The 7,622-nt window shown below is 66.9% G+C and carries 4 protein-coding genes, 4 tRNA genes and 1 pseudogene; 4 read left to right on the top strand and 5 right to left on the bottom strand.

Going from position 1 to position 7,622, the window contains the following annotated elements:
- Window positions 1-1,607 precede the first annotated feature (1,607 nt).
- Window positions 1,608-2,234: a hypothetical protein gene (locus tag AB0M56_RS05600; protein ID WP_364171364.1), complete on the bottom strand. Its 627-nt coding sequence runs from the start codon at window positions 2,232-2,234 to the stop codon at window positions 1,608-1,610.
- Window positions 2,235-2,318: 84 nt separating this feature from the next.
- Between AB0M56_RS05600 and AB0M56_RS05595 the strand changes: the two genes are divergently transcribed.
- Complete coding sequence (locus AB0M56_RS05595; protein WP_364171396.1) at window positions 2,319-2,588, top strand: hypothetical protein; 270 nt, start codon at window positions 2,319-2,321, stop codon at window positions 2,586-2,588.
- A gap of 243 nt (window positions 2,589-2,831) precedes the next feature.
- Window positions 2,832-3,549, top strand: a pseudogene (locus tag AB0M56_RS05590) (integrase); the annotation flags it as partial.
- Between the two features lie 102 nt (window positions 3,550-3,651).
- Here AB0M56_RS05590 and AB0M56_RS05585 read toward each other — a convergent pair.
- The 4 genes from AB0M56_RS05585 to AB0M56_RS05570 all read right to left on the bottom strand — a co-directional run bounded on the left by AB0M56_RS05585 (window position 3,652) and on the right by AB0M56_RS05570 (window position 4,449).
- Window positions 3,652-3,726: transfer RNA gene (locus AB0M56_RS05585), tRNA-Val, on the bottom strand.
- A 1-nt stretch (window position 3,727) separates the two neighbouring features.
- Window positions 3,728-3,798: transfer RNA gene (locus tag AB0M56_RS05580), tRNA-Cys, on the bottom strand.
- Window positions 3,799-3,823: 25 nt separating this feature from the next.
- Window positions 3,824-3,896: transfer RNA gene (locus AB0M56_RS05575), tRNA-Gly, on the bottom strand.
- Window positions 3,897-4,023: 127 nt separating this feature from the next.
- The gene (locus tag AB0M56_RS05570) at window positions 4,024-4,449 is read right to left on the bottom strand and encodes an SsgA family sporulation/cell division regulator (RefSeq protein ID WP_005159130.1); all 426 of its coding nucleotides are present in this window, start codon (window positions 4,447-4,449) and stop codon (window positions 4,024-4,026) included.
- A gap of 385 nt (window positions 4,450-4,834) precedes the next feature.
- On the opposite strand from AB0M56_RS05570, the gene AB0M56_RS05565 reads away from it, so the two are divergent.
- Together AB0M56_RS05565 and AB0M56_RS05560 are read left to right on the top strand one after the other, a co-directional pair.
- Window positions 4,835-4,909, top strand: a tRNA-Val gene (locus AB0M56_RS05565).
- 992 nt (window positions 4,910-5,901) lie between these two features.
- Window positions 5,902-7,470 (top strand): sugar transferase, encoded by a 1,569-nt coding sequence (locus AB0M56_RS05560; protein ID WP_364171394.1) that lies wholly within the window; start codon window positions 5,902-5,904, stop codon window positions 7,468-7,470.
- The last annotated feature ends 152 nt before the right edge of the window (window positions 7,471-7,622 follow it).

Genomic DNA, 7,622 nt, shown 5'->3' with positions numbered 1-7,622 from the left:
AGCCGGCCACCAAGCGTCACGCTACGATCAACCCTTCGAGCCTGCCCGGGCTCGGTGACAGACAACGAGACCTGCACCAGACCCGGGGCGCATCAGACGGCGTTCGGCGCGGACATAGGGCCAGAACCTCCGGAATGCCTGACGTACCGACGCCGGCTTCGCGGGGCTGTCCGCGTCGCTCGTGTAGGTGCCGCCGTCGCTCGCCGCGGGAATAATGGCGGTCACGCGCACCTCGTTTCGAGTCGTTCCATGGACTGCGGCTTGGCCGGCCGGGTTGGGGAAAGAGTGAGGGCCGGCGCTTTCGACGCGCCGGCCCCTCCCCCCTCTTTCGGGATCAGGACTTGCTGGTCCTGACCGTCAGAACAGGATCAGCGACCGTAGCGACGGTTGCGGTTGTGCCGCCGGGAGTGGTCGTACGATCCCCCGTGGTCGTTGCGCCGCGAGTCGTAACGGTCGCGGTGAACCGGCTTGAAAGAACCCATCGTGATCTCCTCCTCAATACAGTGTGAATCTGTTCCGTCGGCGCGCCCCGACATCAACGACGGTACCCCGGAAATCGACTTGCAGACTTGGTTAGAGAAGTGTCGTCGAACACGTCGCATAGGCTGTGAAAAATGCGTAAGTAAAGGCGTTTTCCGACCATGGACCATATCTGCGCAGAGTGCGCAAAAGTGACGCCAACCGATGAAAGCCACACATTGCGCGCGACCCATAGATCAACTCCTGCGCCCACGTCGGATTGGAGCCAAACTGCCGCCGATCTTGACATCTTCATGGGCCCGGCTTGGCTCGCGCATCCTTGACACATGGGAAATAGGAAGCGCTGTAACCAACGTTGCTCGAATCGCTGTCTGGCTTGAAAGACGACCACATCAAGGGCTTCAGTTGATCAGCGTGCACGGTGCCGGCGTTGCGACATCCGGAGCCTCACCCGCTCGCGGCTGGAGTTCCACCGCCCGGCGATGGACCGGTCCGCTCGTTGCTGGAGTCATCGATCAGGCGAACCCTGTCGTCAGGGCTCCGCAGAGCGGGCGTTCGTGCGCGGCGGCGCGGTATTGCTGGCGAGAGCTGATGCCGAGCTTGCCGAAGATCCGGGTTGGTGAGGCCGCTGGGCGAAGTGAGCGATTCGAGTCTCTTGTGCGGTGAGTTCAGTGCTGCTCTCTCTGCGGCGGAGTGCGGGCGCCTCGCCCGTGGCAGGTAGTTCGCGAGCAGCTCACTCGGCGAAGCCGAGTCGCCAAGCGAGTCTCACGAGCGCGGCTGCCCAGGGCACCGCGTAGGCGACGTCATCGAGCAACGTTGCCTACGTTCGCGAATGTTGCGCCAGCGCCGGATTGCTCAACGGGCGGCGTGGGCGGTCGTCACTGGCTCCCGGTGCTTTCGGCGGTCAGTCCGAGGCCGAAGCGGGCGTCGGTGGTGCTGATGCCGCAGATCCGGCCGTGGCTGTCGGCCAGTTGAGCGGCGTCGGTTCGGCTGTGTACGGCGATCGTCCGAACGTTACTGCGTGCCTGCCGCCGCACTCGACGGTCGGTTTCCTCCCGCGTCCCACGAGGAAGTCACCCAGCGCGACGGGCGGTGCACTCACTGGTATTCGCGAAGCCTGGCAGGACTCAATCGCCGCACATCCAGCCGTATTTGCCGAGTCGTGGCCGGAGTACGCGGTCGACGCTCCACATGGCGTTGCCCGGAGCGGCCAGCAGGGCCAGGGCGGCGATGATGTACCCGATCGACGGGCCGATGTCGGTGGCGCCGGCCGCGGACCACGGGAGGCCGAACGCCTCCGCCGCGGACCAGATCCCGAACGAGTACACGGCGCTCCCGACATACACCACATTGCACAGCGTGCCGGTGAGCAGGCCGACCGCGATGAGCGTTTCGACAATGGCCGTCGCGACGCCCATGCCGGTGGGCGCCAGCGCCGCGATGTGCTGCCACAGGTCGATCCACTGGCGGATGACGGGAGTGGTGATCTGGTCGTGGATGCCGAACTGGTGGGCGAACACCTGGCCGCGCAGGAAATCGGGGCGCCACTTGAGCGAGGCGTCGATCGCCCACACCACCCCGAACAGGATCCGCAGCACGCCGGCCAGCCGGCGGCGGCCGGAGACCGGAGCCGCCGACTGATTCGGCTCCTGGTACTCCTGCACCTCCCGGGGCACCGGGTCCGTCCTGGTTTCTTCCGCGAACTCCTGCGGATCGGCCTCGCCGTCGCCGTCGTGCGGTTCTCCGTGCTTCATTGCCGCTCACCTCCCAGCGAACCGCTCGTGGATTCCCAGTGCTCCCGCTGCAGCAGCTCGAGGACGTCCTCGTCGTTCTCCGCCATGGAAACCTCCTTCTTGTCGCCTGAAGGCTTCCCCGGAACACGAAGTTCATGCCTCGAACTTTTCTGCGACGGGCAGCTCAACCTGGTTGGCGGACGAGCGGCGGGACCGGTGTCGGTGTGGGCGACCGCCCAGACGTCACCGGCCGCACAGCGCAAGGGCCGATACGTGCCGGAGTCGACCGCGCACCCGGCGAAGATGCTGCCTGCTGTCGCGGCGCACGCTAATCTCGATCGTGATTTTCTTGGCTATCTGTGTCGACTTGGTTGAGTTGTCGGATCACGTGACGGGTTTGTTGAATAGTAGCGTCCAGAAATTCCGTTACGGTCGCCGGTATGTGCTATGGCGAGGTTTTTGATTTTCTTCGAAGTCCTATTGACGGCTTGTTGGTTCTTCGACATGGATAATTGTGTGCTGCGGCGACACTTCCCTCAAAAGGCTTTGAGTGGTGACCATTCAGCTGTCCCCAAGGACCTTGTAGGACCAGGCTGCCGCGCCGGTGATCTGCGGGGGCTGGAGCAGGAGGCGTTGATCCGGCGGAACTTGTGGCTGGATCCGCGTGATGGCGAAACCCGGTTTCAGGACTTCGCCGAGGAGTGGCTGGAGGCTGTGTCTCCGCGGCTGGAGCTGAACAAGGCCGCGAAATACCGATCGTTCCCGGACAATCAGCTCCTCCTGCAGTGGAAGGTGTGGCCCTTGATCGCGATCTTCAACGGTTACGTCGAGATCGAGCGTGGCTCTCGGAGCTGCACGAAGACTACGCAGAGTTGTCGGCGTCGTCGTACTTCGCGTTGTTCTCGACCATCCTCAACGGCGCTGTGCGTACTCGGATGATCCCGGCCAACCCCTGCAGCGGGGTCCGCGTGACCAGTGGCGAGTTCGAGACTGAGCGGCTGGTCGCCAGTCCGGCTCAGGCCCTGCGGGCTGCCATGCGGCTCTACGAGACGGGTCTGGAGAAGTCGGGGTTCGTGTTGTGCCTGACGGACTTCTACACCGGCGCCCGTTGGGGTGAACTCGCCGGACAGCAGCAGCACGAGTACGACGCCGACGACGCGCACGGCTGGGTCAGAAGATGAAGGGGATCGCACGGGTCAACGACCACGTGACCCCGGCGATGGTCAACCAGAATCTGGACGCGCTGGAGGAGCGGTGGCTGCGGTCGCTGGCGTCGTTGTATCCGGGCGAGCGGGCGAAGCTGGTGTCGTGGTTCCCGCACCTGCGGTCCCGCCGGGCGCTCGACACCGGTTCGGGGCCCATCGCCATTTCACGCCATCTGACGGCTGAAGCCCCGCCCCTCCGAAGAGGAGCAGGGCTTCTGACCTGCGGTTTCAGCTGGTGCGCGATACTGGGATTGAACCAGTGACCTCTTCCGTGTCAGGGAAGCGCTCTCCCGCTGAGCTAATCGCGCGAGGTGGAGACGGGATTCGAACCCGTGTACACGGCTTTGCAGGCCGTTGCCTCGCCTCTCGGCCACTCCACCGTGCAAGGCCTCGAAGAGCCTTTCGAGCGGACGACGGGATTCGAACCCGCGACCCTCACCTTGGCAAGGTGATGCGCTACCAGCTGCGCTACGTCCGCACTCTCCTCGGGTCCCGAATGCCCGGTTTGTGGCCCGGCACCCCGTCGCCGTGGTGTGGGAGAACCATATCGGACCCCGAAAACCGCCCCGTCACCGGGGCGCCATCTCCCGGTTGCGGGTCTGTGATCAGGCGAGATCGTTGGGGATGAGGTGGGTCAGGGCGTCGTCGACGTCGACCCACAGGTGTTCGTTGCCGGGGAGCACCACGTCGTACGTGCGGTCGAGGAAGTCGGCGAGCTCCTGGGCGGAGGCCTCGAACATGGCGTGCCCGGAGGGTGAGTTGAGCTCGATGAGCACGGACTCGGGGTCTTCGACGGAGGGGCGGATCCGCACGTCGCCGTCGCCGGCGTCGGCGAGGAGGCCGTCGGCGAGGAGGTCGCGGGCGTAGACCCACTCGACCCAGCCCGCGCGGCCGGTGCGGAAGGCGGCGACGACCGCGTAGGGGTCGCGAGTGTCGTAGCGCAGTTCAACCTTGACCGGAACCGCCGGGGTCCGCGGCGCCAGCAGGTCGAAGACCGCCGTCGAGCGGAGCGTCACGTGATCGTTGCGCATCGTCCTACCCTTCGTCTCCCTTCCCGGCCCGGACGACCGAGGACGACGATGAGACGCTCCGGAAAGCCGATTCCGTCGCGGGTTCGCCGGAGATCACCCGTCCGTGGTCGGCAGTACCGTTCCATCCTTCGTCGCCCGCGCCGCGCAGCCCTCCGCGGGCGCCCGCTGGGCAACCACACGTACATACTGCGCGGTTCGACCGTCGCGCGATAGCACCGTCGCACGGATGTCGAAGCCGGGCGCGAGCGGCCCCATCGCGGCACAACCCCGGCTAGCTCGGGGTTGTTCGCTCCGTATTCGCTGGTAGACGCAGGGTGTTCGCCGCCAACCACCCGTTTGCAGGCCCTCGAAAGTCGTGTTGTAGAGTTGTCTTCACTCCATGAGCGGGCGATTAGCTCAGGGGGAGAGCGCTTCGTTCACACCGAAGAGGTCACTGGTTCGATCCCAGTATCGCCCACCACATCGAGGCCCTGGATCCCACGATCCGGGGCCTCGACTGTTTTCCGCGCAAGAATCTTCGCAGGTCAGCACCTTGCGGTGGCGCAACCCGGCCCGGCGGTCGCGGGACCCGGCCCGATCCGGTCGATCACAGCTCCGCAACGGTCTCGGCACGGGTTCCTGACCTGCAATTTGCAGGTCGCACGCGGACAAATGACCTTCGCCGTACGACTCGCGTGGTTTTTTGGCATGCGGACTCGAACTGGTGCCGAGAATGTGATCCTGAGCACTTTCTCGATCACGTTGGGGTTCGGACCACCCGAACGGCCGCATGCATTTCGCCCGCGCTCCGGCCCGGGCCGGCGGCGCGGTCCGCCGACGTTCGAAGGTTTCCGTCCGAGGCGCGGCCATTCCGGTGAATCTGGCGCGCTTCCGAGGCGCCCCAACGGCCTCGCGCATCAGCGGGCCCGGTTCGGCATGACGGGTGAACGAGGCGATCCCGCGGTGGGAGCACGGCGTGATCGACGCGCCGGCGCGCGCACCCCGGGGAGTATGGGGCCCGGCGGGGACTTCGCGTGTGACGAAAACCCGACGCCGTGACACCGCGAGGCAGAATGTCACCCCCGGCGCGGCCCGATTCACTGGACCTCCGGGGAAATCCAGTGTGGACGCGTCCGGACCGGAGTGTCCACAGTGGAACATTTCGGTGGCCGGGACGCCCCGGGCCCGCCGCGGACGGTGGTGGAAGATTGACTACATTCCGTAGTTATCGGTGGGTTGCCACTTATTACTCATCGTCATCATCCCGTTATCTTCAAGCCATTCATTTGCGTGATGGAGCCGCAGGATGTGGCCGGAAATCCTTGTAACGAGTCCCGGATAGCCGCCGATACCTTGGCGTGTGTCGCTCCTTTGGTGGCTGAATCGGGTACGGGTCATGATCACGCTCCGAGATCAAACTTGTTCACGCAGCGTGCCGGCGGAGACCTTCGAACCATGCTCCTGGGAGGTCTGATGGAAGAGTCGGTGCGGCCCACATTCACGGTCAGCGAACCGCCGCGGCACATCGACCTCCAGGCGATGCCGGAGATCCCCGCACCCGCCGGCGCGGGGAGCGTGAAGACCGCGACGGCCGCGCAGGCCTCGAACGCGACCCGGCCCGCGCCCGTCGAGTCGACCACGGCCAAATCGCATCCCGCTTCGTGGGAGAAGCGTTACCGCGCCTGGGTCATCGCCAGTGACATCGTCGCCGCCTTCGTGGTGATCGGCGTCAGCGCCTTCGTGATCGACCGCGTGGCACCGCAGGACATGCACGCGTTCGGCACGGCCCTGGCGGTGCTGTGCGCGCTGCCGGTCAGCCGCGCGTGGAGCCCGCGCGTGCTCGGCGAAGGACCCGAGGAGTACCGGACGCTCGGCCGCGGCCTCATCGCCGCCGCCGTGCTGGTGGCGCTCGGCGGCCTGCTCTTCCGCGCGCTCGACGTGCAGCCGTGGGTGTTCATCGTGGTGCCCGTGATCGCGCTGTTCGCCTTTCCCCAGCGCTACCTGCTGCGCCAGGTCCTGCACCGCAAGCGCCGCCGCGGCCTGTGCCTGCTGCCCGTGATGGCGGCCGGCAGCCCCGCGACGGTGGCCGACCTCATCGCCCGCACGAAGACCGAGGCGCACGTCGGCTGGCGCGTGGAAGCGGTCTGCACGGTCGACGGCGGCACGGACCGCGGCAGCGGCGAGATCGACGGCGTGCCCGTGGTGGGCCGGCTCGAGGAGCTCTCCCGGCACGTGCGCCGCGGCGGCTACCGCGTCGTCGCCATCACCGCGGACCAGTACTGGACGCCGAAGCGGTTGCAGCGCCTCGCATGGGACCTCGAAGGCACCGCCGCGGAGCTGGTCGTGGCGCCGGTGCTGATGGAGGTCGGGGGACCCCGGCTCAACGTCTCGGGGGTGCTCGGGATGCCGCTGCTGCGGGTCACCGCGCCGCGGTTCACCGGTGGCCGGCGGCTCGTCAAGGAGGTCGTCGACCGCTGTGGCGCGGCGTTCCTCCTGACGCTGTTCTCCCCGCTGCTGCTGGCGATCGCGCTCGCCGTGAAGCTCGGCGACCGCGGCCCGGTGATCTACCGGCAGCGCCGCGTCGGCAAGGACGGCGAGAACTTCACGATGCTGAAGTTCCGCACGATGGTCCCCAACGCCGACAAGATCCGCCAGAACCTCGAAGGCGACAACGAAGGCGCCGGGCCGCTGTTCAAGATGAAGCGCGACCCGCGCGTGACCCGTGTCGGCGGGCTGCTGCGCCGCTACTCGCTCGACGAGCTGCCCCAGCTGTTCAACGTGCTCGCGGGACGCATGTCGCTCGTCGGCCCGCGCCCGCCGCTGCCGGAGGAGACGCGCCAGTACGCGCCCGACGCCCGCCGCCGGCTGCTCGTGAAGCCGGGCCTCACCGGCCTGTGGCAGGTCAGCGGCCGCAGCGACCTCTCCTGGGCCGACAGCATCCGGCTCGATCTGCGCTACGTCGAGGACTGGTCGCTCGCGCTGGACCTGGTGATCCTGTGGAAAACCTTCCGGGCCGTCGTCGGCGGGGACGGCGCCTACTGAGCGCCGGACGAGGTCCGTCGAAGCGGCCGCCGACCACCCGGTCGGCGGCCGCTTGCGTGGTGCGGGAAGACGAGCCCGGGGGAGCCGCCCCGGTTAGCGCCGACACGCGTGAGACGCCCGCGGGCCGCCGACTAGCATCAACCGGAGTCATC

Source organism: Amycolatopsis sp. NPDC051372 (assembly GCF_040682095.1).
In the GTDB taxonomy this organism is placed as follows: Bacteria; Actinomycetota; Actinomycetes; order Mycobacteriales; family Pseudonocardiaceae; genus Amycolatopsis.
The sequence above is the reverse complement of the archived record's forward strand: the minus strand, read 5'-3'. Positions and strand labels throughout refer to the sequence as shown.

Bases quoted from the DNA above. Each gene is read 5' to 3' on its own strand.
- AB0M56_RS05600 (WP_364171364.1), bottom strand. From the start codon at position 2,234: ATGAAGCACGGAGAACCGCACGACGGCGACGGCGAGGCCGATCCGCAG.
- AB0M56_RS05595 (WP_364171396.1), top strand. From the start codon at position 2,319: ATGGAAACCTCCTTCTTGTCGCCTGAAGGCTTCCCCGGAACACGAAGT.
- AB0M56_RS05570 (WP_005159130.1), bottom strand. From the start codon at position 4,449: ATGCGCAACGATCACGTGACGCTCCGCTCGACGGCGGTCTTCGACCTG.
- AB0M56_RS05560 (WP_364171394.1), top strand. From the start codon at position 5,902: ATGGAAGAGTCGGTGCGGCCCACATTCACGGTCAGCGAACCGCCGCGG.